Here is a 26053-nt window from a genome sequence, read left to right on the forward strand (position 1 = left end):
CGCCGTCGGAGCCGTCGGCGTCGGCCGGGCTCGGGGTGGAGGACGCCTGCGGGGCGCCGGTGGTCATCTCGTCGTCGGACAGGGACTCGTCGCTCACGGACGTCTCCTCACGGTCGGGTCGGGCAGTCCCTCGAACCTAGCGCCCCGGCGTAGGCCGTCCCACCCCCGAGCGGGTGGCGCGGCCGCGGCAGGGATCGGTAGTCCGGTTGATTCGTGTCGAGATCGAGCGCGGAAGCAGCACAAATCAACCGGACTACCGCGGACGAGAGCGGCGACAGGTCAGCCGAGCAGGCCGCGGCGGTGGGCGAGGGCGGCGGCCTCGGTCCGGGAGGACGCGCCGAGCTTGGCGAGGATCCGCGAGACGTGGACCGAGACGGTCTTGGTGGCGATGACGAGCTGGCGCCCGATCTCGCCGTTGGTCCGTCCCTCGGCGACCAGGGCCAGGATCTCGGCCTCGCGCGGGGTGAGGGCGTCGCTGGCCACCGGCTGACGGGCGGGCCGGGCCCCGGTCGCGACGAGGGCGTCGAGGAGCGGCTGCGCCCCCAGCGCCCGCGCCTCCTCACGGGCGAGCTCGGCCACCTCGCGGGCGGCGGCGACGTCGCCGCCGGCACGGAGGAGGCCCGAGAGGACGACCCGCACCGTGGCGAGCTCGTGGGCCTCGCCGTAGGCGGCGAACAGCTCCTCCACCTCCCGCCAGGCGGCCACGAGCCGGCCGTGGTCGACCGGCTGGTCGGCGAGTCGCCGGAGCCGGAGCACCTCCGCCTCGAGCCGCGCCGACCAGGCGCGACCCTCCGGCCCCCAGCCACCGGCCCGCTCCTCGAACCGCGCCGCGACCTCACGCCCGTCGTCGAGCAGCCGGTCGACACGTTCGAGCAGCGCGGGGCGTTCGGCGGTGGGGGTCGACGGCAGCACCTCGGCCAGCGAGCCGAGCGCGGTGGCGGCCAGGCGTACGCGCGCCGGGAAGGTCGAGCCCCAGAGCCGGGTGAGGACGGCGACCGCGTCGTCGTAGGGCGCGAGCGTCCCGGCGGCGTCGCCCCGGCGCCGGGCCTCGACCATCTCGAGCGGGGCGGAGTGGACCGCGAACAGCCCCTCGGTCGACCAGAGCCGGCGCAGCGCGGGCAGCCGGTCGGACACGTCGCCGCCGCGGGCCTGCTCGACGTGGAGCCGGAACAGGTCGAGCAGCCCCTCCTGGAGCGCGGGCGGGCGACCCGGCGTCTCGGCGACCTCGAGGGCGGCGTCCCAGTCGCCGCGGACGACGTACTGGAAGACGAGGTGCCACCGAGCCTCGAAGGCATAGGGCGCCCAGGGCAGCCGCAGCTCGTCGCCGCGCTGGAGGCCGCGGCGGAAGGTCTCCTCGGCCTGCTCCCACTCGGCGTGGTCCTCGAAGCTGCGTCCGAGCAGGAACTGGGCGCGGAGCTCGGCCTCGGCCGCGCCGGCGGCCCGAGCCGTCGCCACCGCCTCGACGAGCGCCTCGCGGAGCCCCGCCCGGGGACCGGTGTGGCGGGCCTGGCTCAGGGTCACGACGAGGTCGGAGACCGTGTCGGTGAGGCCGAGCCGCTCGGCGAGGGCGAGCGCCTCGAGCGCGACCGTCTGGGCCTCGTCGTGGCGGCGGTAGGCGGCGAGGACCCGCGCGTGGGTCGCGAGGACCCGGGCACGGAGCGGAGTCTCGTCGTCGGGGAGGAGCGCGACGGCCGCGGTCGAGAGCTCGGACGGGTCGTCCTCGGTCTCGGTGATGAGGAGCAGGTAGGCGCGCAGCACCATCAGCCGCGCCCGCCAGGCGTCGGGGGCCGAGGGCGGCAGCCGGTCGAGCTCCTCGCCGAGGAGGGCAGCGGCCCGCTGGGAGCGACCCGACGCCGTGAGCGCCTCGGCCAGGTCGGCCACCAGCCCGGCCCGGTCGACGTCGAGGGCGCGGCCGCGCTCGGGGTCGCCGAGGAGCTGGAGCGCCGCCTCGAAGTGGGTCGCCGCCTCGTCGGGCCCGCCGACGGCCATCGCGTCGCGGCCCGCGCGGATCGAGGCGTGGAGGGCGGTGTCGAGGTCGTGGGCGAGCCGGGAGTGGCGGGCGAGCTCGGCGGCGGTTCCCGGGGCCTGGCCCTCCCGGAGGCTCGCGGCGAACGCCTGGTGGAGCCGCACCCGTTCGCCGGGGAGCAGGTCGTCGTAGACCGCCTCGCCGAGCAGCGCATGGCGGAAGGAGTAGCGCTCGCCGTCGGGGACGAGGACGTGGGACTCCACCGCCGACCGCAGCCCGACCTCGAGCGCGATGTCGTCGAGCCCCGACGCCGCGGCGAGCAGCGCGTGGGAGACCGTGCGGCCCGCGACGCTCGCGGCCCGCACGACCTGGCGGGCGTCGTCGTCGAGGCGGTCGAGCCGCACGAGGAGGACGTCGGCGAGGTCGGTCGGCACCCAGCGGCCCGGTTCGGCGGCCGCGCTGGCGAGCTCCTCGACGAAGAACGCGTTGCCCTCGGCCCGCGCGACGATGTCGCCGGTCTCGGCGGCGCCGAGCCCGCCCGGCACGAGCGCGCCGACCAGCGCCGCGACGGCGTCGTCGGCCAGGGGCGCGAGCCCGAGGCGGCGTACGCCGGACAGGCGCGACCACTCGGCGAGCTGGCGTCGCAGCGGGTGGCGGCGGTGGAGGTCGTCGGCGCGGTAGGAGACGACGAGCGAGACGTCGGGGCCGAGGTCACGGGTGAAGAGGACCGTCAGCAGGTCGCGGGTCGACTGGTCGGCCCAGTGGGCGTCCTCGACGACGACCACGAGCGGCTGGTCGGCGGCGGCAGCGCCGAGGAGGGCGTGGACGCCGTCGAACAGGGCGGACCGGTCGACGGCGCCGACGGACTCGTCGCCGGCGAGGGTCCGCCGGCCCGGCTGGAGCCGGGCGAGGGCGGGGTGGTGGCCGACGATCGTCGCCACGGTGTCGGGGAGGTCGGTCGCCAGCCGGCCGAGCAGCTCGGTGAACGGGAGGTAGGGGAGCCCGGAGTCGCCGAGGTCGAGGCAGTGGCCCGCCACCACGCGGCGCCCCTCGCCGACCAGCCGGTCGCGGGCCTCGGTCAGCAGCCGGGTCTTGCCGACGCCGGCGTCGCCGGCGAGCAGCACCACCGGGACGCGCTCGTCCCCCTCGCCGGACCCGAGCCAGGAGCACAGCTGCTCGAGCTCGGTGTCGCGTCCGACGAGGGGGACGGTCGTGCGGGTGGCCACGTCCCCCATCATGGCGGGAGCGGCCGACACCAGTGCGGTCACCGCACGGTGCGGTTGCCGCTGCGGCCGCGCAGGAAGCGCGCGGTCGCGGGCCGGGCACGCTCGGCCCGGCGGGGCGCGGTCTGGCCGCGGAGCCGCTCGGCGCGGTAGGCGGCCTCGTACTGCAGGAAGGTCGTGGTGGTCTCGTTCATCTCTCTCGCCCCTCAGGTGGTGGTGAGGTCGAGATTCGTCGCCTGAGGTAGGCGCGCGCATCGGGCAGGTGCCTTATCCCTGGCCCCGGATCACGGGCCTGCCCGCCCCGGCTACCTCAGGCGCGGTCAGACCGGGCGGCCGCCCTGCCAGACGCCGGCGACCAGCGGGACGCCGGGGCGGTAGGCGAGGTGGAGGTGGGAGGGGGCGTCGAGCAGGAGCAGGTCGGCGCGGGCGCCCGCCGTCAGGACGCCGACGTCCTCGCGGTCGAGGGCGCGCGCGCCGCCGGCGGTCGCGGCCCACACCGCCTCGGTCGGCGTCATCCCCATCTCGCGGACGGCGAGCGCGATGCACAGCGGCACCGAGCTGGTGAAGCACGAGCCGGGGTTGCAGTCGCTGGCGAGCGCGACCGTCACGCCAGCGGCGAGCAGCCGGCGGGCGTCCGGGTAGGGCTGGCGGGTGGAGAACTCGACGCCGGGGAGCAGGGTCGCGACGGTCCCGCTGTCGGCGAGCGCCGCGACGTCGTCGTCGGTGAGGAACGTGCAGTGGTCGACCGCCGTGAGCCCCAGCTCCGCCGCGAGCCGTACGCCGCCGCCGTAGCTCAGCTGGTTGGCGTGGAGCCGGCCGCGCAGACCGGCCGCTGCTCCGGCGGCCAGGACGGTGCGCGCCTGGTCGACGTCGAAGGCGCCCTCCTCGCAGAACGCGTCGACCCACGACGCGTGGGGCGCGCACGCCTCGAGCATGGGCCCGGTCACGAGCTCGACGTAGGCCTCCGGGTCGGTGCCGGCGGGCACGACGTGGGCGCCGAGAAAGGTCGTCTCGTCGGTGAACTGGCGCGCGACGGCGAGGCTGCGCGCCTCGTCGTGGACGCTGAGACCGTAGCCGCTCTTGATCTCGACGGTGGTCGTGCCCTGGCGCACCATCTCGGCGACCAGGCGCGCGACGTGGGCGGTGAGCTGCTCGTCGGTCGCGGCGCGGGTCGCGGCCACCGTCGTGCGGATCCCGCCGGCGGCGTAGGACTCCCCCGCCATGCGGGCCGCGAACTCCTCGCTGCGGTCGCCGGCGAAGACCAGGTGGCTGTGGCTGTCGACGAAGCCCGGGATCACCGCCCGCCCGCCGGCGTCGACGACGGTGTCGGCCGCGGGCGCGTCGGCGGCGTCGCCCACCCAGGCGATCCGGCTGCCCTCGAGGACGAGCGCGGCATCGTGGCGGAGCGGCCGCTCGACGTCGTGGGTCGTCAGCTCCCCGATGTTGGTCAGGAGGGTGGTGGCCGTCATGTCCAGAGTGCTCCGATCGCCTCGCCGAGCTCGCGCCCGATCTGCTCGTCGTCACCCTCGCCGTAGACCGTCGCACCGTCCACGACGACGTGCCGGACGTCGGCCGCGGTGGCCGCGAAGACCGCCGTGTGCTCGTCGGACCCGGTGCCCGCGGTGCGCGGGCTGGTGGTGTCGATCGTGACCAGGTCGCCCCGGGCACCGACCTCGATCCGGCCGACGTCGTCGAGTCCGAGCACGTCGTGGGCGGTGCCGGCGTCGAGCAGCTCGCCGGCCGTCCAGTGACCGCGGCGCTGCGTGGCGAGCCGCTCGTCCATCTCGAGCCCGCGCAGCTCCTCGAAGGGGTCGACGACCGCGTGGCTGTCGGTGCCGATGCTCACCCGGCAGCCCGAGTCCCGCAGCCGGCGCGCCGGGCCGATGCCGTCGGCGAGGTCGCGCTCGGTGGTGGGGGTGATGCAGACGTTGGTGCCGGTGCTGCCGAGGAGCTCGACGTCCTCGTCGGCGAGGTGGGTCGCGTGGACGACGGTCGTGGCCGGTCCGAGCAGGCCCTCGTCGTGGAGCAGCCGCGTCGGCGTCACGCCGTACGCCGCGAGGCAGGCCTCGTTCTCGGCGACCTGCTCCGACAGGTGGACGTGGAGGGTCCGGCGCCCCCGGAAGGCGTGGAGCTGGTCGCGGGGCACGGCCCGGACGGAGTGGATCGCGGCCGGACCGTCGCCGGCGCGCGCGGCCCACGCCGCCGCACTGCCGTCGCTGTAGCGGACCTGCACCCCCTCGAGCGGCGCACCGAACCCGCTGGAGAGGTAGCAGGTGTCGAGCAGCACCAGCCGGATCCCGGCCTCGCCGGCGGCCGCGGTCAGCGCCTCGCGCATGGCGTCGGTCTCGTAGGGACTGCCGTCGGGGCGGTGGTGGACGTAGTGGAACTCCCCCACGCTCGTGAACCCGGCCGCCACCATCTCCCGGTAGGCCGCGCGGGCCAGCCGGAAGTAGGAGTCGGGGTCGAGCCGCTCCGCGACGGCGTACATCTGGTCGCGCCAGGTCCAGAACGTGCCGCGCTCGCGCTGCGTCCGTCCCCGCAGCGACCGGTGGAACGCGTGGCTGTGGGCGTTGGCGAGGCCGGGGAGCGTCAGGCCGCGAAGCGGCGCGGCGTCCGTCGTGGCGCCCGGTTCGACGCGGGTGAAGCGGCCGTCGGCGATCTCGACGAGCACGTCGGCCTCGACCCGGCCGCCGACCCAGGCGCGCTCCAACAGGTAGGAGGTGCTCACGCGAGCAGCCGCTCGAGGGAGTCGGCGAGGGCGGAGACACCGACGAGGCAGTCGGCGGTGTCGGCGTGCTCGTCAGGCGAGTGGGAGACCCCGGTCGGGTTGCGGACGAAGAGCATCGCCGTCGGGACGCCCGCCGCGGCGAGGACCCCGGCGTCGTGGCCCGCGGCGGTCGGGATCACCGGCCAGTCGCCCTCCGCGTGGTCGGCGGCGAGCCGCTGCGCGAGGTCGGCGTCGAACGAGACCAGCCCGGACACCGACTCGGGCGTCACCTCCAGGGTGGTCCCGTCGCGACCGGCGCGGTCCTGGGCCTGGCGGACCACCGCGTCGACCAGCGCGCCCAGCGCCTGCTCGGTGTCGGCCCGCGCGTCCAACCAGCCGGTGACCCGCGACGGCACGGCGTTGGTGCCGTTGGGCTCGACCGCGACCCGGCCGAAGGTGGCGCGCGCGTCCCCGAGGCGGGCCCGCTTGTTGGCGGCCAGCGCGGTCATCGCATAGCTGAGCATCGGGTCGCGGCGGTCCTCCATCCGCGTGGTGCCCGCGTGGTTGGCCTCGCCGGTGAAGTCGAAGCGGTAGCGGCCGTGGGGCCAGATGCCGCTGCCGACCCCGACGGCGGCGCCCCGGTCGACGAGGTCGCGGCCCTGCTCGACGTGGAGCTCGACGAAGCAGCCGACACCGTCGAGCAGCGTGGACCCCGCCGTGCCGTCGACGACGTCGCCGAGGGCGACGCCGTCACGGTCGCGCAGGCCGGCCACGTCGTCCCACGCGACCGTCCCGGCAGCGAGCCGCGAGCCGAGGCAGGCCAGGCCGAAGCGCGACCCCTCCTCCTCGACGAAGACCCCGACGCCGAGCGGTCGGGCGGGGACGACGCCGCGCTCACGCAGCAGGTCGACCGCGGCGAGGGCGGACACGACGCCGAGCGGCCCGTCGTAGGCGCCGCCGTCGAGGACGCTGTCGAGGTGGGAACCGGTGAGCACCGCGTCGCTCTGACCCGGCCCGCCCGCGCTGTCCCACCACGCGACGGTGTTGCCGAGCGCGTCGGTCTCGAGCCGGAGCGCGCGCCTCGTCGCCTCCTCGGCGAACCACGCGCGCAGCTCGCTCTCGGCCGACGTCCACGGCTGGCGGAAGTAGCCGCCCGAGGAGGTCGACCGGCCGACCGGTGCGAGCGCGGCCCACATCTCCTCGAAGTGCATGACCCCATCCCACCGGTGGCCGCCAGCGGCGGCAAGGAGCCCTCCGGTCGGCGTGTCTCACATCCGAGACGTGACAGGGTGGAGGCATGGAGTTCCAGCAGGTCGTCGACCAGCGCCGCATGATCCGCCACTACGCCGACCGGCCGGTCGACCCGGGCGCGGTGCAGCGGGCGCTGCGCAACGCGACCCGGGCGCCCAGCGCCGGCTTCAGCCAGGGGTGGGCGTTCGTCCTGCTCGACCAGCCCGACGACGTCCGCCGCTACTGGGAGGCCACCACCACGCCCGAGCAGCGGGCGCGACCCGACTCGTGGCTGCGCGGGATGCTGACCGCGCCGGTCGTCGTCATCCCCTGCTCCAGCAAGGCCGCCTACCTCGACCGCTACGCCGAGGGCGACAAGGGCTGGACCGACAAGGACGAGGCGCGCTGGCCGATGCCGTTCTGGCACATGGACACCGCGATGGCGAGCCTGCTGATCCTGCAGACCGTCGTCGACGAGGGCCTCGGCGCGCTGTTCTTCGGCATCCCGCCCGAGCGGATCGGCGACGTGCGCCGCGAGTTCGCGATCCCCGACTCCCACGACCCGATCGGCGCCATCACCATCGGCCACCTCACCGACGACGCCGGTGCCCCCGGCTCCCCGTCGCGCCGCCGGCGTACGCCGCTCGACGAGCTCGTCCACCGCGGCGGCTGGAACGCGGGGGTGTAGACAGGGCGCCCGGGCGCACCCGCGCTCGGGACGATCCCCCGTGGTGTAGCTGGCAGCACGCCTGACTTTGGATCTCGCAGCCCAGGTTCAAATCCTGGCGGGGGAGCTGACGCGGAGCCACTAGTGTCGGCCCGTGCACGACGGCCCGATCGAACGACTCCAGGCGCTGGTCCGGATCCCGACGGTCTCGCACCGCGATCCCGACCTCGTCGACACCGACGCCTTCGAGGCGTTCCTGGTCGAGCACGAGCGCTGCTTCCCCCGGCTGTACGCCGCGTGCGATCTGCACCGGGTCGGCAGCCACGGCCTGCTGTTCCGCTGGGCGGGCGAGAGCGCGACCCGGCCGGTCGTCCTCATGGCCCACCTCGACGTCGTCCCGATCGACGAGGACGCGCCGTGGCAGCACCCGCCGTTCGGCGCCGAGATCCACGACGGCGCCGTCTGGGGGCGGGGCACCCTCGACGACAAGGGCTCGCTCGCCGCGATCTGCGAGGCGGTCGAGGCGCTGCTGGCCGACGGCGTGACCCCCGCCCAGGACGTCTGGCTGTCCTTCGGCTGCGACGAGGAGGTCTCCGGCGACGCCGCCGAGCAGGCGGTCCTCGCCCTGCGGGGCGCCGGCGTCGCGCCGTGGTTCGTGCTCGACGAGGGCGGGGCGATCGCCCACGAGGCCTTCCCGACCGTCGACCGTCCGGTGGGCGTCGTCGGGGTGACCGAGAAGGGCACGACGTCGCTCCGCCTGACCGTCGAGGGGCGCGGCGGCCACGCCAGCACCCCGGAGCGCAACGGCCCGACCGTCCGGCTGGCCCGGGCGATCCAGCGGCTCGACCGCTCCCCCTTCCCGGCCTCGACGCCGGCGCCGACCCTCGAGCTGATGCGTCGGATCGCGCCGCACGCCGCGCGCCCGCTCGGCGCGGTCCTCGCCCGCGCCGACCGGATCACCCCCGTCCTCACCCGCGCCCTCGTCGCAGCCGGGGCGGAGACCGCCGCGATGACCCGCACCACCGTCGCCGTCACCACGCTCTCCGGCTCCCCCGCGCTCAACGTGATCGCCAGCAGCGCCAGCGCCGGCGTCAACGTGCGGGTGATGGTCGGCGACACCGTCGCCGGCGTGGTCGACCACGTCCGCCGGGCGATCCGCGACGACCTCGTCGACATCGAGGTCGTCGAGCACGGCGAGCCGAGCCCGGTCTCGCCCTACTCCGACGCGTCGCGGAGCGACGAGGCGTTCGGCCTGCTCGAGCGCACGATCACCGAGGTCTTCCCCGACGCGGTCCCGTCGCCCTACGTGATGATGGCCGCGACCGACGCGCGCCACTTCACCGCGATCTGCGAGCGGGTCTACCGGTTCACCCCGTTCCGGATGACCAAGGCCCAGCGCGAGGCGATCCACTCCTACGACGAGCACGTCGGCGTCGACGACTACCTCGCCGGCATCACCTGGTACCGCCGACTGCTCGAGGAGCTGCGATGACCACGACGGCACCCGTTCGCCCCGCCCACGGGCTCGCCGCGATCGTCGGCTTCCTCGTCTGCGTCGAGGTCGCCAGCGGTGTCCTCCAGGGCTACTACACGCCGATCTTCAGCGACATCGCCGACCACCTCGACATCACCGACGCCGACGTCAACTGGTTCGAGGCGGCCCAGCTGATCGTCAGCGCGCTCTGCGTGCCCTTCCTCGCGCGGCTCGGCGACCTGATCGGCCACAAGAAGGTGCTGCTGATCTCGACGGCCGTCACTGCCCTCGGCTCGTGGGTCCTCGCCTTCGCCCCGTCGTTCACGACCTTCCTGATCGGCTGGGCGATCCAGGGGGCGTACGTCGTGTGGTTGCCGCTCGAGGTCGCGATCGTCCACCGCCGGACGGCGACGAGCGGCCGGCAGGCGCTGCTCACCAGGCGGGCCGCCGCGGTGCTGGTCGGCGCGCTGGAGCTGTCGGTCATCATCGGCGCCCTGACCAGCGGCGCGCTGGTCGAGTCGACGTCGATGACGGTGCTGCTGATGCTCCCCGCGATCGTCGTCACCGTCGTGCTGGTCGTGATCTGGTTCGGCGTCGAGGACGCGCCCGGCCAGGCCACCGGCGGCATCGACTGGGTCGGCTTCACGTTGATCACCGGCGTCCTCGCGGTGCTGATGGCCGGGCTGATCGTGATCCGGCTGGAGGGCGTGGGGAGCCCGCTGGCCTGGCTGCTCATCGTCTTCTCGCTGGTGCTCGTCGTGCCCTTCGTGCGGGCCGAGCGGGCGATCGAGGAGCCGATCATCGACGTCCGGCTGATGGCCACGCCCGGCCAGTGGCCGGTGCAGCTGACGGCGTTCCTCTTCGGCATGTCCGTGCTGGGCGCGCAGATCCCGCTCTCGACCTTCGCCCGCACCGACCCGGCCGAGGTCGGCTACGGCCTCGGCGCCGACGCGGCCTTCGTCTCGACCCTGATCGGGGTCTACGTCGTCGCGCTCGCGGTCGGCGCCTTCACGCTGCCGCTGACCTCGCGGCTGCTCGGGGCACGCAACGCGCTGCTCGTCTCCTGCCTGCTGGTGGCGGCCGGCTACGCCTTGTGGCTTCCGTTCCACGACACGACCGCCCAGGCGCTGACCAACATGGCGGTCGCCGGGGTGGGCTCGGGAGCGCTGGTCGCCGCACTGCCGGCCGCCGCCGCGGCGGCCGCTCCCCCGGAGCGCACCGGCTTCGCGACCGGCATGACCAACGCGACCAAGACCGTCGGCGGCGCCATCGCCTCGTCGGTCTTCGCGATCGCGCTGGCCTCGACCGGCTCGCTCGAGGGACCGGCGGCCGGCCACGCCCCGCTGTCGGGCTACCTCACGGTGTGGGCGGTCTGCGCCGTCGCGGCGCTCTGCGCGGCCGCCGCGCTCCTCGTCGTGCCCCAGCACACGTTCTCCGACGCCCCCACCGCCGCCTCGTAGAATCGACGGCACGTCGGCACGAGGGGGCGACGATGACCGAGGAACGACAGCAGGGGCAGGGCCGGGCGCACCAGGAGCGCGACGGCCGCACCGGCAACCCCGCCGCCGCGGCCCGGATCCGCGAGCAGCACAAGTGGGTCGACCTGCAGGTGCAGCAGGCGATGGCGCGCGGCGACTTCGACGACCTGCCCGGGGCCGGCAAGCCGATCAAGGACCTGGGCAGCAGCCACGACCCCGACTGGTGGGTCAAGAAGCTGATCGAGCGGGAGAAGATCACCGGGGTCCTGCCGCCCGCGCTCCAGCTCCGCAAGGACGACGTCGAGCTCGACGGCTGGCTCGACCGGCTGGCGACCCCGGCCGAGGTGCGCCGCGAGGTCGAGGACTTCAACGCCCGGGTGGTCGCCGCCCGCCGTCAGCTCGAGGGCGGCCCGCCGGTCATCACGCCGACGCGTGACGTCGAGGACACGGTCGACGCGTGGCGGTCCCGGCGCACGGCTGCGCTCGCCGCGCGGCGTACGGCGACCGAGAGGCCGGGGCCGGAGCAGCCGCGACGACGGTGGTGGCGCCGGCGCTGACCGGGTCCCGGGGAGTGGAGTTCGTCATACCCCGACGAGGTGACCGGGCGGTAGGTTCCGGCCCATGCGCCCTGCCAAGGACTTCTTCCGACCCCTCGCGGTCGGCGCCCCCGACCCCGTCCACGAGGTGCCGGCCCGGCCGAGCCGTGCCATCCACTTCTTCGACCCCAGCAACGAGAAGATGGCGTCGAAGATCCCCGACATGGTCGGCCCCGGATCTGGGGCGCCCGACGTCCTCCTCGGCAATCTGGAGGACGCGGTCAAGGCGGACAACAAGGAGGCCGCCCGCGCCGGGCTGGTGCGGATCGCCCAGGCGACGGACTTCGGTCCGACCCAGCTGTGGACCCGGATCAACGCCCTCGACAGCCCGTGGGTCCTCGACGACCTGACGACGCTGGTCACCGAGATCGGCGACAAGCTCGACGTGATCATGGTCCCGAAGGTGCAGGGCGCCGAGGACATCCACTACGTCGACCGGCTGCTCGCCCAGCTCGAGGCGAAGGCCGGCCTGGAGCGGCCGATCCTGGTCCACGCGATCCTCGAGACCGCCCGCGGCGTCGCGAACATCGAGGAGATCTGCGGCGCCTCCCCGCGGATGCAGGGCCTCTCGCTCGGCCCGGCCGACCTCGCGGCCGACCGCCGGATGAAGACGACCCGCGTCGGCGGCGGTCACCCGGGCTACCTCGTCCGGCAGGACCCGGACCCGCAGCAGCCCGACAAGCAGCGCCAGACCTACCAGCAGGACCTGTGGCACTACACGATCGCGCGGATGGTCGACGCCTGCGCGATGCACGGCGTCTACCCCTACTACGGCCCCTTCGGCGACATCGCCGACGAGACGGCCTGCGAGGACCAGTTCCGCAACGCCTTCCTGCTCGGCTGCGTCGGCACCTGGAGCCTCCACCCGAAGCAGATCGCGATCGCCAACCGGGTCTTCAGCCCGAGCGTCGAGGACATCCGCCACGCCCGCCGCGTCGTCGCCGCGATGGGTGACGGCACCGGGGCGGTCATGCTCGACGGGAAGATGGAGGACGACGCCTCCCTCAAGCAGTGCCTGGTGATGGTCGAGCTCGCCGAGCAGCTCGCGGCGATCGACCCCGAGCTGAGGAAGCAGTACGACGCGATCGAGGTCGACCGGTGAGCGACTTCCGGCCCCGCCGCAGCGTCCTCTACATGCCCGGCGCCAACGCCCGGGCGCTGGAGAAGGCGAAGACGATCCCCTGCGACGGGCTGATCCTCGACCTCGAGGACTCGGTGGCCCCAGACGACAAGCCCGCCGCCCGTGACGCCGTCTGCGCGGCCGCGACGTCCGGGGAGTACGGCGCGCGCGAGCTGACGATCCGGGTCAACTCGATCGGCACGGAGTGGCACGACGACGACCTGCGGGCCGCTTCCCAGGCCGGGCCGGACGCGATCGTCGTCCCCAAGGTCGGCAGCGCCGGGGAGGTCCGGTCGCTCGTCGCGGCGATGGAGTCGGCGGGCGCCCCCGACCACACGATGCTCTGGGCGATGGTCGAGACCCCGGTCGCGATCCTCGACGCCCTCGCGATCGCACGGGCCTCCGAGCGGCTCGGCGCCTTCGTCATCGGCACCAACGACCTGGTCAAGGAGCTCTTCGCCGAGCACGTGCCGGGCCGTGGGCCGATCCTGCCCTCGCTCCACACCGCCCTGCTCGCTGGGCGTGCGGCCGGCATCGCCGTCATCGACGGCGTCTACAACGACGTCAAGGACACCGACGGCTTCCTCGCCGAGTGCCGCCAGGGCCGCGAGATGGGCTTCGACGGCAAGACCCTGATCCACCCCGGCCAGGTCGAGGGCGCCAACGAGGCCTTCGCCCCGTCGGCCCAGGCGGTCGAGGACGCCCGCGGCATCGTCGAGGCCTGGGAGTCGCGCACCTCCGGCGTCGTCACCGTCAACGGCCGGATGATCGAGGCCCTCCACGTCGACTCCGCCCACCGCACCCTCGCCATCCACGACGCGATCGCGGCCCGCCGGTCAGGGTGAGTCGGGGGTTCCTCCACCCAGGCCGCGGTGCGCCGACCACAGCGCGGCGGCGCGGGTGGCGGCGGCGTCGACCAGGGCGTGCAGCTCCGGGCGGTCGGGGACCGGGAACGAGGTGTAGCCGCCGCGACCACCGGCGGTCGGGCGGCCGTAGGCCTTCGCGGCGAGCCGGCCGTCGGGGAGCATCCGGACGTTGAGGGTCAGCAGCACGAACTCCTCGCCGCGGCGTACGTCGGTCCACTGCAGGTCCTCGGGGACGGCGACGTTGATGGCCATCGCGCTGACCTCGACGTCGTCGCTCATGCCGAGAGCCTGGAAGAGAGCAGCCGGCCGACGCGGTCGGCGTCGCCGTCGACGGTGACGTCGTCGGCGCGCTTCCAGATCTTCAGCCAGAGCTGCTCGGCGGTGCCGGTCACCCGGTTTGCGACGAGGTCGTCACGGTCGAGCGCGGGCGGCCCGTCGCCGCTGGGCCGGAGCGTCCACGTGTCACCGGTGTCGGTCGCGACGAAGGACACGGGCGCCTCCAGGTCGACGCGTACGCCGCGGGCGTGGAGCCGCGGTCCGAACACCTCGAACGTCTCGCTGACCGCGTCGGCGCAGGTGGTCGGCTCGAGGTCGGTCGTGCGGCCGTGGGCCTGGTCGAGGTCGACGAGGTGCATGAGGACCTCGTGGAGCTGGCGCCGTCGCCAGAAGCCAGCGACCTCGCCGACGCGGGCGAAGTTCCAGCACGGGGCCTCGGGGTCGCTGTCGGCCAGCACCTGGACCAGGTGGGCCGCGCGGGCGGCGTACCACTGGTCGAGGGGGACCTTGCCCGGGTCGGTCGTCGGTTCCTCGACCGGGCCGCCGGAGGTGACGATCGCGGCCGCCCAGGTGTGGACGTTGCCGAGGTGGGCGACGAGGTCGTGGACGGTCCAGCCGGGGCAGGCGGGGACGACGGCAGCGGGGTCGGCGTCGGCGAGGACCGTGGCGAACCGCTCGGCGGCCGTGGCGACGTGCTCGGGAGTCGGGATCACCCGGACATCCTGCCCGGCAGGGGCGTCAGGCGTCGTCGGTGCCCGTCCGCCGGCGGAGCTGGTCGTCGAGCCAGGTCCGGGCGGAGCCGAGCCAGCCGGCCACGTCGTGGACGAGTCGGCCGAGGACGTCCTGGGAGTCGCGGAACGCCTCGGAGTAGGAGCGGGCAGCCTCCTGGGCGGCCTCGCTGACCGGCGCCGTGGCGTCGTCCTCGCGGCGCGGGTAGTCGCCGCCGAGGATCCGGGTGTAGTCGCCGGAGTCGACCCAGCGGCGCAGCTCGCTGGCCCGCGAGACCGGGAACGGGTGGGTGCGGTTCTCGATCAGCAGCAGCTTGAGCACGGCGTCGCGGATGTCCTGCGCCTCGTCGTACTCCTGCCCCTGGGCGAAGAACGACGTCTGGTCGAGGTCGTCGAGGTGGCCGCCGGAGGCCATCTTCATGTGGGCGCGGAAGGCGACGGCGGGCTCCTGGGTCGCGAGCAGACCTGCGCGGTCGGCGGACAGCTCGGACTTGCGGACCCACTCCATCAGCGCGGCGGTGATGACGCGGAAGCCGATGCCGCCGAGCGGGATCGAGGACAGCACGCCGGTCAGCGCGAGCAGCCGCATCAGCAGCGTGCGGTAGAGGGCGTGGCCGGACAGCGCGTGGCCGAGCTCGTGGCCGATCACGAACCGCAGCTCGTCCTCGTCGAGCAGGTCGAGCAGCCCGGAGTCGACGACGATGATCGGCTTGTCGAGGCCGATCGTCATCGCGTTGAACATCGGGCTGGCCTGGACGTAGAGCTCCGGCAGCTCCGGGGCGTCGAGGACGGCGCCGACCTCGGCGAGCGAGCGGTGGAGGTCGGCGAACTGACGCTCGTCGACCTTGACCGCCGACCCGAGGTAGAGCAGCCGCACGGCCCGCTCGTTGATCAGCCCCGACATCGTCTTCAGCAGCTTGTCGAAGCCCTTGAGCCGACGCAGCGCGACCAGCGCGCCCTTGTCGGCAGGGTGCTCCCATGCGCGCGAGCTGATGTCGGTCAGCGTCACCCGGCTCTTCGCCGGCCGCTTCTCCCCCGTGTTGCCTGCCATGGCGCCATTCATACCGGATGCCGCCGACGGACATCGACGATCCGCGGATCGGCCCAGTCCCGGTTGTCGACCGCTACGTCGGCCGAGCCGGCGGGGTCGCACAGGTCGCGGTGGATCTCCTGCGCGCCGAGGTGGCCCTGCTGGTCCGGATCGGCCACCTCGTCGCGAGCCGTCACGGACGCCAGGCCGGGTCGCGGCCGATGAACCCCATGAGCCGGTCCTGCGCGGGGGCGTCGTCGGGGACGGGCACGCGCGGGCCGTACTGGCCGCTGCTGCGCATGGCCTCCTCCCACTGCTCCATCCCGGCGAGCATGCCGGCGCACCGCTCGGGGTCGAGCGCAGGGTCCTGACCGGAGGCGACCGCGAGGTCCCAGGTGTGGAGGAAGACGTCGGAGGTGAAGAACTGCGAGACCGCCTGCGGCAGCGGCCACGAGCCGGTGTGGGGGTTGTCGAAGGAGCGGTCGGCCGTCGCGGGGTCGTCGAGCAGCGACTGCACCGAGCCGGCGAAGGACTCCCAGGCCACGACCGGGTCGTCGTCGACCGACGGCACGGGCGGCAGCACCACGTCCGACCCGCCGGCCAGGAACCCCGGGAACCACTCGACGAGGTGGCGCACCACGTCGCGCGCGACCCAGCCGTCGACCGGCGCCGGAGCGTCCCACCGGTCGGCGGGCACCGCCGCCACGACCTCGCCGAAGCGGCCCGCGACACCGCGGAACTCCTCGGCCGCCCCGCTCACGACGCCACCCGTGCGTCGAGGGCCGCCACGCGGCGTACGCCGGCGGTCAGGCGGTAGGACGCGTCGAGCAGCTCGGCGACCTCGTCCCAGTCGGTGCGGTCGACGCCGTCGAGGTCGACGCCGACCCAGCCCGAGGGGCCGAGGTAGGCCGGGACGAAGCAGCGGTCCTCCCCGAGCATCGCCTCCCGGTCGACCGGGTCGAGCAGGACCATCACGCAGCTGTCGTGGCCGCGCCACTCACCGTCGATCTTCACCGAGCCGCCGTAGTAGGCGAAGACCTTCGTGGTGAAGAACGCCGGTCGCCCGTGGGAGACCTTCATGGCCGCGTCGGGGAACGCGAGCGCGAGCTCCTTCACCCGCTCGAGCACCGGGTCGTCGTCGTCGAACATCTGCGGGTGCGTCACGTCGGCCAGCCTCGCACGACCCGGAGCACGTCGCACCCGACCTCAGCGTCGTCATCTCGCGATTTCACGACGCTGAGGTCGGGTACGACGGGACTCACTCTGCCATGGGGATCCGTACGCCGCGGTCCGCGGCCACCTCGGCGGCGCGGTCGTAGCCCGCGTCGACGTGGCGGATCACGCCCATGCCGGGGTCGTTGGTGAGCACGCGCTCGATCTTCTCGGCGGCCAGGGCGGTGCCGTCGGCGACGCACACCTGGCCGGCGTGGAGCGAGCGCCCCATGCCGACGCCGCCGCCGTGGTGGAAGGAGACCCACGAGGCGCCCGACGCGGTGTTGACCAGCGCGTTGAGGATGGCCCAGTCGGCGATCGCGCCGGAGCCGTCGAGCATCGCCTCGGTCTCGCGGTAGGGCGAGGCGACCGAGCCGCAGTCGAGGTGGTCGCGCCCGATGACGACGGGTGCCTTGAGCTCGCCCGAGGCGACCATCTCGTTGAACTTCAGCCCGGCGAGGTGGCGCTCGCCGTAGCCGAGCCAGCAGATCCGGGCCGGCAGGCCCTGGAAGGAGACGCGCTCGCCGGCCATCGTGATCCACTTCCGGAGGCGCTCGTTGTCGGGGAACAGCTCCAGGATCGCCCGGTCCGTCGCGGCGATGTCGGCCGGGTCGCCCGAGAGCGCCGCCCAGCGGAAGGGACCCTTGCCCTCGCAGAACAGCGGCCGGATGTAGGCCGGCACGAAGCCGGGGAACTCGAAGGCCCGGTCGTAGCCGCCCTTGCGGGCCTCGTCGCGGATCGAGTTGCCGTAGTCGAAGACCTCGGCGCCGCGGTCCTGGAACTCGACCATCGCCCGGACGTGGGCGGCCATCGAGGCCTGCGCCTCCTTGGTGAACCCGGCGGGGTCGGCCGTACGACGTGCGTCCCACTCCTCGAAGGGGACGCCGACCGGCAGGTAGGCGAGCGGGTCGTGGGCCGAGGTCTGGTCGGTGACGACGTCGATCGGCGCGTCCCGCTCGAGCAGCTCGGGGAGGATCGACGCCGCGTTGCCGAGGACGCCGATCGACAACGGCCGCCGCTCGTCGCGGGCGGCCACGGCCAGCTCGAGGGCGTGGTCGAGGGAGTCGGCCTTCACGTCGAGATAGCGGTGTTCGATCCTGCGCTCGATCCGGCTCTCGTCGCACTCGATGCAGATCGCGACGCCGTCGTTCATCGTCACGGCGAGCGGCTGGGCGCCGCCCATCCCTCCCAGGCCGGCGGTCAGGGTGATGGTGCCGGCGAGGGTGCCTCCGAACTTCTTGTCCGCCACGGCGGCGAAGGTCTCGAACGTGCCCTGGAGGATGCCCTGGGTGCCGATGTAGATCCACGAGCCGGCGGTCATCTGGCCGTACATCGTCAGCCCGAGGTCCTCCAGGCGGCGGAACTCCTCCCAGTTGGCCCAGTCGCCGACCAGGTTGGAGTTGGCGATCAGCACCCGCGGCGCCCAGGCGTGGGTCTTCATGACGCCGACCGGCTTGCCCGACTGCACCAGCATCGTCTCGTCGTCGGCCAGCGTGCGCAGGGTGCGCACGAGCGCGTCGTAGGCCTCCCAGCTGCGCGCCGCCTTGCCGGTGCCGCCGTAGACGACGAGGTCCTCGGGCCGTTCGGCGTTGGCGGGGTCGAGGTTGTTCATCAGCATCCGCAGCGGCGCCTCGGTCTGCCACGAGCCGCAGGACAGCTCGGTGCCGGTGGGCGCGTGGACGGGCAGGCGCGGGTTGTCGGTCGAGGTCACGAGAGTTCTCCGATCACGGACTCGGCGGCCGCGAGCACGGCGCCGGACTGGACGAGCGAGACGGCCGTCTCGATCTCGGGCGAGAGGTGGCGGTCCGGCCCGGGGCCGGCGACGCCGGAGTCGCGCAGGCGGCGTACGACGGCCGCGGTGGCGGGTGAGGGCTCGAGCGGCGCCCGGAGGTCGAGGGCCCGGGCCGCGGTCAGCACCTCGACGGCGACGACGCGGGAGAGCCCGTCGACCGAGCGCCGGAGCTTGCGTGCGGCCGACCAGCCCATCGACACGTGGTCCTCCTGCATCGCGCTGGAGGGGATCGAGTCGACCGAGGCCGGCACCGCGAGCCGCTTGAGCTCGGAGACGATCGCCGCCTGGGTGTACTGCGCGATCATGTGGCCGCTGTCGACGCCGGGGTCGTCGGCGAGGAAGGGGGGCAGGCCGTGGTTGCGGGCCTTGTCGAGGAACCGGTCCGTACGCCGCTCGCTGATCGAGGCGACGTCGGCCGCGACGATCGCGAGGAAGTCGAGGACGTAGGCGACGGGCGCGCCGTGGAAGTTGCCGTTGGACTCGACGCGCCCCTCGTCCGGCAGCACCACCGGGTTGTCGACCGCGCTCGCGAGCTCGCGTCCGGCGACCGCCGCTGCGTGGGCGACGGTGTCGCGGGCGGCGCCGTGGACCTGGGGAGAGCAGCGCAGCGAGTAGGCGTCCTGGACCCGGTTGCAGTCGGGGCCGCGGTGGGACGCGACGACCCCGGAGTCGGCGAGCAGCCGCACCAGGTTGGCGGCGCTGGCGGCCTGGCCGGGATGGGGCCGGATCGCCTGCAGCTCGGGCGCGAAGACGCGGTCGGTGCCGAGCTGCGCCTCGACCGACATGGCGGCCGCGACGTCGGCCGTCCGGAGCAGCAGCTCGAGGTCGGCGATCGCCATCAGCAGCATCGCCAGCATCCCGTCGGTGCCGTTGATGAGCGCGAGCCCCTCCTTGGCGGCGAGCTCCACTGGCGACAGCCCGGCCGCGACCAGGGCGTCCCCGGCCGGCACGAGCACCCCGTCGGCGTCACGCACCTCGCCCTCCCCCATCAGCGCGAGGGCGCAGTGGGACAGCGGCGCGAGGTCGCCGGAGCATCCGAGCGAGCCGTACTCCCGGACGACCGGCGTGATGCCGTGGCTGAGCAGGCCGGCCAGCAGCTGCGCCGTCTCGAGCCGGACGCCGGTGTGGCCGGTCGCGAGGGTCGAGAGCCGCAGCAGCATCAGGCCGCGGACGACCTCGCGCTCGACCTCGGGACCCGAACCCGCGGCGTGGGAGCGGACCAGTGACCGCTGCAGCTGGGCACGCATGTCGGTGGGGATGTGCCGGGTGGCGAGGGCGCCGAAACCCGTCGAGATCCCGTAGGCGGGGGTGGCAGCCGCCGCGAGGGTCTCGACGACCTCCCGGGCGCGACCGATCGCGGCGACGGCGTCGTCGGACAGGATGACGCCGGCACCGTCGCGGGCGACGGCGACGAGCTCGGCCGGCGAGACGGGTCCGCGGCCGACGGTGACGGTGAGCTGCTGCATGCCCCACATCGAAGCCTCCTCGGAGCGCCCCGAACAGGGGCTGCGGACGGGTGCTGTCTGGGATCCGAGACGAGATGGTCTAGACCGAGACACCCGAAGATCTCGGATTCGAGATCGCGCGTCTCGTCGGCCGTACCGTCAAGTTAGGCCTGACGTCACGCGCCCGTGGGTGTCCCCTCCTCGTCACCAGACGAGTCACCCGGGGCGGGAACGGGGAGCAGTACGTATGTCTCAGCACACCCTCCGAGGGTCCTTGGTGGCCCTCGCCCTCACGCTGCCGGTGGCCCTCACCGGTGCCGGGGCGCTCGCCGCACCGGCCGGAGCCGCCCCCGCCGGCGCCGACCGGGCCGGGGCCAAGGGCCCCACCGCCTTCGCCTTCACCTCACGCGGCTTCGGAACGCGCGTCAACGGCGGCGAGGTGCCGGTCGAGTCCGACACCACCGCCTTCCAGCGGATCGGCTGCACCAACCGGGCCGGCATCGTGAAGCGGATCAGCGAGGCCGACGTCGACGTCCCGGGCCTCGGCACCGTGTCCGGCATCAGCACGGTGCTGCGCACCACGAAGAGCCGCAACGGGACCCGGGCGACCACCGCCGTCCAGCGGGTCGCGTCGGTCGACCTCGTCGACACCCCCCTGGGCTCGCTCAGCATCCAGGGCCTGCGGGCCAAGGCGCGCGCCTTCCACAACGGCTCGGGCTTCCACGCCACCGCCACGACGGAGGTGGGCAAGATCGTGCTCACGCCGGCGGTCGGCGACCCCCAGGAGTTCGAGCTGCCCTCGGCGGACCAGCCGCTCGAGATCCCCGGCCTGGCGACCATCAGCGTCGGGCCGCGCAGCAGCACGGCCCGGGCCGGCGGCTCCTCAGCCCAGGCCACGACCCTGATCATCGACGTCGTTCCCTCCGACACCCGGGCGATCGTCGGCCTGGCCCGCGCACGGATGAAGCCGGGCGTCCAGGACCTGTTGTTCCGTGGCTCGTCGTCGGGGATCCGCGCCAAGGCGCTCGACGGCCTCCTCACCAAGAAGCGCACCCCGCTCACGCTCATGCCCTGCCAGGGCACCGGCGGCAAGACCCAGACCAAGGACATCGCCGGGGTGGACCTCACCGACGCCATCGTGCTGGGCGCGCTCAGCAGCGGACAGCGGACGTGGAAGAAGGGCAAGGTCACCCGGGCGTGGGAGCGCGGCAGGGTCGCGGGTCTCGACCTCGGTGACGGCGAGCTCGTCATCGAGGCGGTCCAGGCCAAGGCCAACCTGATCAAGCGGAAGGGCCACAAGACGCGGTTCAACGCGAAGGGCACGACGGTCGGTCGGGTCTTCTTCAACGGCGACCGCCAGGAGTTCCCCGACACCGGGCCGCTCGAGATCCCCGGCCTCGCGACGATCGAGCCGCGCGTCACCAAGCGGACCAAGCAGACCTTCGAGGTCGTCGGCCTGCGGGTGACGCTCCTCGAGGGCACCGGCGGCGTCATCGACCTCGGCACCGCCAAGATCGGCGGGAAGAGGTCCGGTCGCTAGTGCCACACGGTCGACGAAGCCCTAGCCTCTCGTCATGAGCCAGGTCCCCGCAGCCACCCGGTGCCTCCGGGTGCTCACCTTCCTGGCCAGCCAGCCGGAGCCGGTCCCGCTCGACCGGATCCGGCGGGCGTGCGACCTGCCGCGCAGCACGGCCTACCACCTGCTGCAGGCCATGGTCGAAGAGGGCTTCGTCGACCACCTCGAGGACGAGCACCGGTTCGGGCTGGGCGTCGCGGCGTTCGAGGTCGGGAGTGGCTACTCCCGCCAGGAACCGCTGCAGCGTCTGGCCCGCCGGGTGCTCACCACGGTCGTCGACCAGACCCGCCAGAGCGCGCACTTCGTCGTCCTGCAGGGTCGCGACGTGCTCTACGTCGTCGAGGAGCGGGCCCAGGGCCGGGCCAGCCTGGTCACCGACGTCGGGGTCCGGCTCCCGGCCCACCTCACCGCCAGCGGGCGCGCGATCCTCGCCGCCCTCCCCCCGGCACAGGTCCGCGTGCTCTACCCCGACGCGGCGGCGTTCGCCGACCGTCACGGGGGCGGACCTGCCTCCCCCAGCGAGCTGCGTGCCCTGCTCTCCGAGACCCGGCAGCGGGGCCACGCGGTCGAGGACGGTGAGGTGACGCCGGGCTTCTCCAGCGTCGCCGCCGCGGTCCACGACCACTCCGGCCACCCGGTCGGCGCGGTCGCGATCACCTACGAGCACCACCAGGCGCGGGTCCAGCCACTCGTCGACGCCGTGCAGCAGACGGCGCGGGCGCTGACCCAGCGCATCGGGGGTCGTGTGACCTCCCTCGCACCGGTTCGTTAGGAGGGTCACCGCCACCGCCGAGGAGGACCCGGTGACCCGACTTGCGACCCGACCTGCGAGCAGACACCCCTGGCTGCGCCTCATGGCGCCCGTGACCGCCGCTGCCCTCCTGGTGGGCGGGGCGGTGACCGCCTCCGTCACGTCCCTCGGCGCCGGCGACCGGCCCGGCGACCTGCTGGCGACGTACGACCGTGCCGCGGCGGAGGCCTCACCGCGTCGCGCCGAGCAGGCGGCCGAGGACGCGGCCCGGGAGGCGCGCCCGCACTCCCACGCCGACCCCGACACCAAGAACGCGGTGTCCCGCGCCGGCGAGACCGCCGAGCGGGCCCAGGACCCGACGTCCGCCCAGGAGAAGGTCGCGAACGCCGCCGCGGTGGCGGCCGGACGCGGACAGGCCCCGCCGCGGTTGACGACGCGGCCCGCCGCGATGCCGCGGGCGCTGCACCCGGCGACCCGCTACGCCATGGCCAACGGGTGCTACACGTTGACCGTGGGCGGCGAGCCGCTCTTCCTCAAGCCGACCGCCCTGGGCAGCTATCTCCTCTACGACGCCGACCGCCGGTTCGTGGTCGCCGACGGGAAGGCCGACGACCCGTCCGGCGCTGCCGTCTGGACGGCCCGGCGTACGGACGGGAGGACCCGCTTCCTGCGGGAGGGCGAGCCGCTCTCCTTCGAGGGGCGCAGCCGGTTCCTGCCGACGAGGTCGAGCGGGTGTGCGCGCTACCCCGAGTCGCAGGTCGACGTCACCGGGGACCCCTTCGCCGGGACCTCGGCCTTCCAGGAGGTGCGCGGCTACGTCGACGCCCACACCCATGGCATGGCCTTCGAGTTCCTCGGCGGCGGTGCCCACTGCGGCAAGCCGTGGGACCGGTTCGGCGCGCCCTACGCGCTCGTCGACTGCCCCGACCACAGCGCCACCCGCACCAACCCGCTCGAGCTCGCGCTCTCCGGGGAGCCCACCCACGACCCGGTCGGCTGGCCGACGTTCGCGGACTGGCCGGCGCCGGAGTCGCTGACCCACGAGGGCACCTATTACAAGTGGATGGAGCGCTCGTGGCGCGGCGGACTGAGGCTCTTCACCAACCTGCTCGTCGAGAACAACCAGCTCTGCCAGCTCTACCCGTTCGGGGAGGACGGCACCCCGCTGTCGAAGAACTCCTGCGACGACATGGACTCGATCCGGCTGCAGGCCAAGCGGATGTACCAGCTCCAGGACTACGTCGACGCGCAGTGGGGCGGCCCCGGCAAGGGCTGGTACCGCATCGTCACCAGCCCGTGGGAGGCCCGGCGCGTCATCAACGACGGCAAGCTGGCGGTGGTCATGGGGATCGAGACCAGCGTGCCGTTCGGCTGCACGTTCAAGGCCGTCCTCGGCGAGGACGTCCCGGCCGCCTCGTGCACGAAGAACTCGATCGACGAGCAGCTCGACGAGGTGCGCGCCCTCGGCGTGCGTCAGATGGAGCTGGTCAACAAGTTCGACAATGCGCTGTCCGGCGTGGCCGGCGACGAGGGCAGCACCGGTGCGATCGTCAACAACGCCAACTTCCTCGAGACCGGGTCCTACTGGGACATGCGCCACTGCGACCCCGCGGACCCGGAGGCCCACGACCGCAACCAGTACGCCGTCCCGGAGATCGACCCGCAGCAGCAGGACGCGCTTTTCGGCGCGATCGGCCAGGTCTACGGACTGACCGGCAACGCGCTGCCGCTCTATCCCCCGCCCGACCACTGCAACCGTCGCGGCCTCACCGACCTCGGCGCTCACCTCGTCGACCGCCTCGCCGACGAGGGCATGCTCGTCGACCCCGACCACATGAGCGTCGAGGCCCGCGACTCGCTCCTCGACCTGGCCGAGGACCGCGCCTACCCCGGCGTGATCTCCAGCCACTCGTGGTCGACCCCCGACGCCTACCCGCGGATCTACGACCTCGGCGGGTTCGTGGCGCCGTACGCCGGTGACTCGACCGGGTTCGTCGCGAAGTGGCGCCGCCACGTCGAGTGGGCCAACCCGAAGTACTTCTTCGGCATCGGCTACGGCGCCGACATGAACGGACTCGGTGCGCAGGGCGACCCCCGTGGTGCCGACGTCCCCAACCCGGTGACCTACCCGTTCGAGGGCCTCGGCGGCGTGACGATCGACCGGCAGCGCGCCGGCGAGCGGGTCTACGACATCAACGTCGACGGCGTCGCGCAGTACGGCCTCTACCCCGACTGGATCGAGGACCTGACGAAGGTCGCCGACGCCGGGAACGACGACGGCGCCGCCATCCGCGAGGACATGGCCCGCGGCGCGGAGGCCTACCTCCAGACGTGGGAGCGCGCCCAGGGCATCGCCCCCGACCCCTGCCGCAACCCCGACCTGCAGGTGCGGGCCGGCCGGATGGCCGACCTGGTCCGCCCGGGCATGACGTCGCGCGCGGTGATGCAGACCCTCGGCCAGCCGTTCCTGCGGCGCGACCTCACCTACACCTACTGCGCCTCGGCGCGCCGCGGCGAGGTCCGGATGGCCGTCGACCTCACCAGGTCGGGTCGGGTCGACGCCGTACGCCGCCTCGGCTGAGCGCCTCAGACAGGACGACGATCAGTTCAGCGCGTCAGCACCCCTGTCGAGCGTGGTCCGGGGTCGTCTGGCGGCGAACTGATCGTCGTCGTGTCGGGACGGCTGCGTGCCGGCGGCTACTCGATATCGCCGCAGTACTTGCCGGGCGACCCGACCCGCACCGGTGGCTGCTCCCGCCCCTCCCGGACCCGCACGGCAGCGAGGCGGCCGAGGTCCTCCAGCGTCGCGAGCGGGTCGTCGGGGATCCCGAGCTCCGGGTTGAGCTGCTCGACGACGACCACGAGCAGGTCGCCGATCCGCGCCCGCTGCAGGACGAGGAAGGTGCTCACGGGCAGGAACGCCACCTCCCGCTCCTCGGGGTGCTGCGAGAGGCGCTCGATGGCCCGGCCGGTGCGACCGACGATGACGTAGAGCCCTGCTGAGGTGAAGTTCTCCGTCGCCACCCGCACGTCGCGCGAGGACGCCGTGAGCAGCTGCGTGACGACCACCTGCCCCTCGTGGTGGCCGAAGCGCGCCGCGGCGGGGATCCCGCGATAGCTCACCCCCCGGTGGGGCGGCAGCTTCTCCAGGGCCCCCAGCAGCGTGGACACCTGCTCCCGGGTCGCCGTCCGGACCGTCCCGGGCGCCGGCTCCGGCCTCGGCTCCGGCGGCGACAGCTCCTCGTCGCGCACCCGGACGTCCCGGACCTCCTGCGCGGCGACCCAACGGTGCCAGCCCTGGTCGCGGTCGCCGGCCATCCCGAGCTCGGCGGCGCGCGCCGCCGAGCGGTGGTAGCCGACGAGCACGGTGCCGTCGTCGCGGCGGGCGTCGACCGAGACCGGCTCGCCCTGCCACGACGCCGTGACGATGCGTCGCACCACGCGCTCGCCGTCGGTGATGCGCCCCGACACCGCGTCCGGGGGCGGGTCGGCGACCGGCCAGCCACGGGTCACCCAGGTGACCACCTCGCGGAGGTCGGCCACCTCGTCGCGCGGGACCTCCGTCGACCACCCGTCGCGGTCGTCACCCGTCCACCGCGGCCCCGCCATCCGGCGGTCCCAGGTGTAGAGGCCGGCGCGGCTGGCGGTGAGCGCGTCGACGCGCACCCGCCGCCCGCGCCACTCGCCGTACGTCGTCACCCGCTCGACGGGACCGATCTCGTGGAAGCGGGCAGAGCGACGCTCCCCGCTGCCGTCGCGCCGGCGCAGGGTGAGCGGCTCGACCGTGGCCGGCCCGTCCACGTCCCAGAGCTCGCCGTCGAGGGTGGTCGCGTAGTCACCGGTGGGGCGGATCTGCTGTGACATCGGAGGCACCCTCCCACGGCGACGTTACTGCCGGGTAGCCTTTCTCACACCT

Annotated in this window: 23 protein-coding genes and 1 tRNA gene; 10 read left to right on the forward strand and 14 right to left on the reverse strand. The window is 73.9% G+C overall.

Annotated elements, in window-relative coordinates; genetic code table 11:
- Positions 1–279 precede the first annotated feature (279 nt).
- From ABD091_RS07310 to ABD091_RS07330, 5 genes are all read right to left on the reverse strand, one after another.
- On the reverse strand, positions 280–3192 hold the full coding sequence (locus ABD091_RS07310; RefSeq protein ID WP_343916894.1) for a helix-turn-helix transcriptional regulator: 2913 nt from the start codon (positions 3190–3192) through the stop codon (positions 280–282).
- Between the two features lie 38 nt (positions 3193–3230).
- The gene (locus ABD091_RS07315) at positions 3231–3383 is read right to left on the reverse strand and encodes a hypothetical protein (RefSeq protein ID WP_343916896.1); all 153 of its coding nucleotides are present in this window, start codon (positions 3381–3383) and stop codon (positions 3231–3233) included.
- Between the two features lie 126 nt (positions 3384–3509).
- Positions 3510–4658, reverse strand: a complete 1149-nt coding sequence (hutI, locus tag ABD091_RS07320) for an imidazolonepropionase (protein ID WP_343916898.1) — start codon at positions 4656–4658, stop codon at positions 3510–3512.
- A complete protein-coding gene (locus ABD091_RS07325; RefSeq protein WP_343916900.1) occupies positions 4655–5917 on the reverse strand; it encodes a formimidoylglutamate deiminase in 1263 nt (420 codons plus the stop codon). The genes hutI and ABD091_RS07325 overlap by 4 nt, the downstream gene beginning before the upstream one ends.
- Entirely contained in the window at positions 5914–7107 is a 1194-nt protein-coding gene (locus tag ABD091_RS07330; RefSeq protein ID WP_343916902.1) for an allantoate amidohydrolase, read from the reverse strand. Before ABD091_RS07330 ends, ABD091_RS07325 begins: the two co-directional genes overlap by 4 nt.
- Positions 7108–7193: 86 nt before the next feature.
- Here ABD091_RS07330 and ABD091_RS07335 point away from each other — a divergent pair, with 86 nt between their 5' ends.
- The 7 genes from ABD091_RS07335 (at position 7194) to ABD091_RS07365 (ending at position 13306) form a co-directional block, all read left to right on the forward strand.
- Entirely contained in the window at positions 7194–7814 is a 621-nt protein-coding gene (locus ABD091_RS07335) for a nitroreductase family protein (protein WP_343916904.1), read from the forward strand.
- Between the two features lie 34 nt (positions 7815–7848).
- A tRNA-Gln gene (locus ABD091_RS07340) sits at positions 7849–7920 on the forward strand.
- A 27-nt stretch (positions 7921–7947) separates the two neighbouring features.
- Complete coding sequence (locus ABD091_RS07345) at positions 7948–9285, forward strand: M20/M25/M40 family metallo-hydrolase (RefSeq protein WP_343916906.1); 1338 nt, start codon at positions 7948–7950, stop codon at positions 9283–9285.
- The gene (locus tag ABD091_RS07350) at positions 9282–10727 is read left to right on the forward strand and encodes an MFS transporter (protein WP_343916908.1); all 1446 of its coding nucleotides are present in this window, start codon (positions 9282–9284) and stop codon (positions 10725–10727) included. The genes ABD091_RS07345 and ABD091_RS07350 overlap by 4 nt, the downstream gene beginning before the upstream one ends.
- A 32-nt stretch (positions 10728–10759) precedes the next feature.
- Positions 10760–11302: a DnaJ family domain-containing protein gene (locus ABD091_RS07355; RefSeq protein WP_343916910.1), complete on the forward strand. Its 543-nt coding sequence runs from the start codon at positions 10760–10762 to the stop codon at positions 11300–11302.
- 64 nt (positions 11303–11366) lie between these two features.
- A complete protein-coding gene (locus ABD091_RS07360) occupies positions 11367–12443 on the forward strand; it encodes an HpcH/HpaI aldolase/citrate lyase family protein (RefSeq protein WP_343916912.1) in 1077 nt (358 codons plus the stop codon).
- Positions 12440–13306 carry an HpcH/HpaI aldolase/citrate lyase family protein gene (locus ABD091_RS07365; protein ID WP_343916914.1) on the forward strand — a complete coding sequence of 289 codons (867 nt, stop codon included), beginning with the start codon at positions 12440–12442 and terminating at the stop codon, positions 13304–13306. The genes ABD091_RS07360 and ABD091_RS07365 overlap by 4 nt, the downstream gene beginning before the upstream one ends.
- Here ABD091_RS07365 and ABD091_RS07370 read toward each other — a convergent pair.
- From ABD091_RS07370 to hutH, 8 genes are all read right to left on the reverse strand, one after another.
- Entirely contained in the window at positions 13298–13606 is a 309-nt protein-coding gene (locus ABD091_RS07370; RefSeq protein WP_343916916.1) for a hypothetical protein, read from the reverse strand. The two genes, ABD091_RS07365 and ABD091_RS07370, sit on opposite strands and share 9 nt — an antisense overlap.
- Positions 13603–14316: a maleylpyruvate isomerase family mycothiol-dependent enzyme gene (locus tag ABD091_RS07375; protein WP_343916918.1), complete on the reverse strand. Its 714-nt coding sequence runs from the start codon at positions 14314–14316 to the stop codon at positions 13603–13605. Before ABD091_RS07375 ends, ABD091_RS07370 begins: the two co-directional genes overlap by 4 nt.
- Positions 14317–14341: 25 nt before the next feature.
- Complete coding sequence (locus tag ABD091_RS07380) at positions 14342–15382, reverse strand: M48 family metallopeptidase (RefSeq protein WP_343916920.1); 1041 nt, start codon at positions 15380–15382, stop codon at positions 14342–14344.
- A gap of 8 nt (positions 15383–15390) precedes the next feature.
- Positions 15391–15558, reverse strand: coding sequence for a nucleoside/nucleotide kinase family protein (locus tag ABD091_RS07385; RefSeq protein ID WP_343916922.1), 168 nt, complete (start codon positions 15556–15558; stop codon positions 15391–15393).
- Positions 15555–16121: a TIGR03086 family metal-binding protein gene (locus ABD091_RS07390; protein ID WP_343916924.1), complete on the reverse strand. Its 567-nt coding sequence runs from the start codon at positions 16119–16121 to the stop codon at positions 15555–15557. Before ABD091_RS07390 ends, ABD091_RS07385 begins: the two co-directional genes overlap by 4 nt.
- On the reverse strand, positions 16118–16525 hold the full coding sequence (locus ABD091_RS07395) for an MmcQ/YjbR family DNA-binding protein (RefSeq protein ID WP_343916926.1): 408 nt from the start codon (positions 16523–16525) through the stop codon (positions 16118–16120). Before ABD091_RS07395 ends, ABD091_RS07390 begins: the two co-directional genes overlap by 4 nt.
- 94 nt (positions 16526–16619) lie before the next feature.
- The gene (gene hutU / locus ABD091_RS07400) at positions 16620–18284 is read right to left on the reverse strand and encodes a urocanate hydratase (RefSeq protein WP_343916928.1); all 1665 of its coding nucleotides are present in this window, start codon (positions 18282–18284) and stop codon (positions 16620–16622) included.
- Positions 18281–19831: a histidine ammonia-lyase gene (gene hutH, locus ABD091_RS07405; protein WP_343916930.1), complete on the reverse strand. Its 1551-nt coding sequence runs from the start codon at positions 19829–19831 to the stop codon at positions 18281–18283. The genes hutU and hutH overlap by 4 nt, the downstream gene beginning before the upstream one ends.
- 256 nt (positions 19832–20087) lie before the next feature.
- On the opposite strand from hutH, the gene ABD091_RS07410 reads away from it, so the two are divergent.
- From ABD091_RS07410 to ABD091_RS07420, 3 genes are all read left to right on the forward strand, one after another.
- Positions 20088–21350, forward strand: coding sequence for a choice-of-anchor P family protein (locus ABD091_RS07410; protein WP_343916932.1), 1263 nt, complete (start codon positions 20088–20090; stop codon positions 21348–21350).
- A 34-nt stretch (positions 21351–21384) separates the two neighbouring features.
- The gene (locus ABD091_RS07415; protein WP_343916934.1) at positions 21385–22158 is read left to right on the forward strand and encodes an IclR family transcriptional regulator; all 774 of its coding nucleotides are present in this window, start codon (positions 21385–21387) and stop codon (positions 22156–22158) included.
- A gap of 82 nt (positions 22159–22240) precedes the next feature.
- Positions 22241–24718: an amidohydrolase family protein gene (locus ABD091_RS07420; protein WP_343916936.1), complete on the forward strand. Its 2478-nt coding sequence runs from the start codon at positions 22241–22243 to the stop codon at positions 24716–24718.
- 116 nt (positions 24719–24834) lie between these two features.
- Here the strand turns inward: ABD091_RS07420 and ABD091_RS07425 are convergent, their stop codons facing one another.
- Complete coding sequence (locus tag ABD091_RS07425; protein WP_343916938.1) at positions 24835–26001, reverse strand: ADP-ribosyltransferase family protein; 1167 nt, start codon at positions 25999–26001, stop codon at positions 24835–24837.
- Between the last annotated feature and the right edge of the window lie 52 nt (positions 26002–26053).

The sequence above is a fragment of the Nocardioides aestuarii genome (assembly GCF_039527245.1).
In the GTDB taxonomy this organism is placed as follows: domain Bacteria; phylum Actinomycetota; class Actinomycetes; order Propionibacteriales; family Nocardioidaceae; genus Nocardioides; species Nocardioides aestuarii.